Genomic DNA, 2,900 nt, shown 5'->3' on the forward strand with positions numbered 1-2,900 from the left:
TTCCGGTGGCTATGTCGGAGGGGTTCCACCCGTTCCCATCCCGAACACGGAAGTTAAGCCCTCCAGAGCCGATGGTACTTCGCGGGAAACCGCGCGGGAGAGTAGGTCGCTGCCGGATTCTTTTTGAAGACCCCTGGTGCCCTTTGGGCACCGGGGGTTTTCTTTTTTCCGCGGTCTGTCTTTCCGCCCCGCCGGGTCTGACCTCAGGCCTGGCCCCACGCGCGTGGCTCCGCGGTCCCGCCGGGTTGCCGGACCTGGCCTTTCCGTTGCCCGCTCACCTCCGTTGCCCGCTCACCTCGCGACAGAACGCGCGAGAGGGTCCTCGTAACGGTCCCGTCCCATCCGGACGGATCAGGCCCGCTTCCCGAGCTCGTGCGGCTGCCCGTGGGCATCGGCGACAGGCGCCGCTACACAGCGCCCGTCACCCCGTTCCCCAGCCACCGGAAGGGCTCCACGACCATCCTCCGGCCGCGCTCGCGGAGTCGGCGGCAGGGTGCTCGGCTCCGGGGAGCCGGCGCTGCCGCCATGCGTCGCGGAAACGTCAGCCTCGTGACGGATCCAGGCGGGCTCGGGGAGGGCTCAAGCTACCGGATTCCTTGGGCTTTCAGGGGTGGGTGCGAGTTTGACTCGCCGTTGGGGCTGCGACTAGAGTCCAGTCCTCCGCCCGGTCTTGTGCACCGCCTGCCGCGGTGACCCCCCGGCGCCGGGCAGCTCCACGAGATGAAGAAGCCGACTCTCTTTGGGAAGTACCTGCTCCTCGAGCGCATCAACGTCGGCGGCATGGCGGAGGTGTTCATCGCGAAGGCCTTCGGCGTCGAGGGCTTCGAGCGCATCCTGGCCATCAAGAAGATCCTCCCCACGATGGCCGAGGACGAAGAGTTCATCACGATGTTCATCGACGAGGCGCGGATCAGCGTTCAGCTGAACCACGCCAACATCGTGCACATCCACGAGCTCGGGAAGCACGACGACACCTACTTCATCGCCATGGAGTACGTCGCCGGGCGCGACGTGCGGACCATCCTGGAGCGCTACCGGCGGCGCAAGGAGATCATGCCCACCGCCCAGGCGGTGTTCGTCGCCTCCAAGATGTGCGACGGCCTGGACTACGCGCACCGGAAGAAGGACGCGCGCGGGCAGGACCTCCACATCATCCACCGCGACATCTCGCCCCAGAACATCCTCATTTCGTACGAGGGCGAGGTCAAAGTCATCGACTTCGGTATCGCCAAGGCGGCGAACCGCTCGCAGAAGACGCAGGCCGGCATCCTCAAGGGCAAGTTCGGCTACATGAGCCCGGAGCAGGTCCGGGGCATGCCCATCGACCGGCGCAGCGACATCTTCGCCGTCGGCGTGCTGCTGTACGAGATGCTCACCGGCGAGAAGCTGTTCGTCGGCGAGTCCGACTTCTCCACGCTGGAGAAGGTGCGCAACGCCGACGTCCCGCTGCCCCGCCAGTTCAACCCGAACATCCCCCCGGGGCTGGAGAAGGTCGTCCTCAAGGCGCTCGCGCGCGAGCCCGAGGAGCGCTACCAGTGGGCCTCCGACCTGGCCGAGGACCTGATGCGCTTCCTGCTGGCCGGGGACGCCATCTACTCGTCCAAGCATCTGTCCTCCTACATGAAGGAGGCCTTCGCCGAGGACATGCTCCGCGAGGCGGAGAAGATGGAGCGCTATGCCTCCATCGAGCGCCCGGACCAGATTGAAACCTCCGGCGTCACCGTGCCGCCGCCCACCGTCTCCCAGCGCACGGGCTCCCACGCGCAGAAGAAGGTGCCGCCGCCGGCCGTCGTGGTGACGGGGACTCCCGCGGGCCGCGCGTCCACCGCGCCTGCCCAGCCCGCTCCCGGCTACATCCCGCCGCCCACCGAGGAGGAGTTGGCGGAGATGGACGGCGGCGGAGCCGACAAGACGCAGATTGTCGACTCCACGCAGACCTTCCGCGCGCCCGAGACGCGCATCGCCGACAGCAGCGTGGTGGTGGACGACAGCATCACCGGTCGCTCCGAGAACCCCATCCAGGGCGGCAGCGGCACCGCGGCGGCCTTCAACTACTCGCAGGACGAAGCCCCGCCGGAGCCTCCCGCGCGCAAGGGCAAGAGCGGCCCCAAGGCCCAGGTCGTCATCAGCAACGACGAGGAGGGCGAGGCCTACGCGGGCGCCACGATGATTGGCCCCGCGCCCACCGCGCCTCCGGCGCGCTCGCGCCCGGCGCCGCCTCCGGAAGAGGAGGATGCCACGGGCGACATCCCCCTGCCTCCGGCGAGAGCCAGGAACGCCCGCGGCAGCGGGCGCGCGCCCCAGCTCCGCGAGGAGCCTGAGCCGTCGGGCTACGACGATCCGCAGGACTACGAGAACGCTGCCCCCGACGCCGGTGACGAGTACGGCGACGAGGGCCCTCCGACCTACGACGAGTCTCGCGAGGCGCAGGAAGACGAGGGCACGGGCTCCCTGCCGCCAGCGCCCGTCGCGAAGCAGGGCGCGAAGACCGCGCCGCCCGCGAAGGTCAAGGCCAAGGAGCCGGTCCCCGCCAAGAAGAAGGGCAAGGCCGCGGGAGGCAAGCAGCTCCCCAAGCCGGTGCTGTTCGCGGCGGCGGCGGGCATCGTGCTCGTGCTGGTCGCCATCGCCGCGGTGGCGATGCGCCCCTCGGTGGGCGAAATCACCTTCCTGGTGACCCCAGCGGAGGGCGCGAGCCTCAAGGTGAACGGCGAGCCGGTCGAGCTCAACACGCTGCTGTCGCTGCCTCCCGGCACGTACCGCGTGGCGGCCAGCGCGCCCGGCCACCAGCCCCAGGAGAAGCTGGTGGAGGTCGTCGCCGGGCAGCAGACCGCGGAGTCCATCACGCTCAAGCCCGCCGCCCAGGAGCCGCCCTCCAAGCCCGCCCAGCCCGAGGCCAACCC

General features: G+C 69.6%; 1 protein-coding gene and 1 rRNA gene. Both read left to right on the forward strand.

What is annotated here, in order from left to right:
• The first annotated feature begins 1 nt into the window (after position 1).
• Positions 2-118, forward strand: a 5S ribosomal RNA gene (gene rrf / locus HG543_RS52885).
• Between the two features lie 602 nt (positions 119-720).
• A partial coding sequence (locus HG543_RS52890) for a protein kinase domain-containing protein (protein WP_169352561.1) occupies positions 721-2,900 on the forward strand: 2,180 nt, incomplete at its 3' end.

Source organism: Pyxidicoccus fallax (genome assembly GCF_012933655.1).
GTDB lineage: Bacteria > Myxococcota > Myxococcia > Myxococcales > Myxococcaceae > Myxococcus > Myxococcus fallax.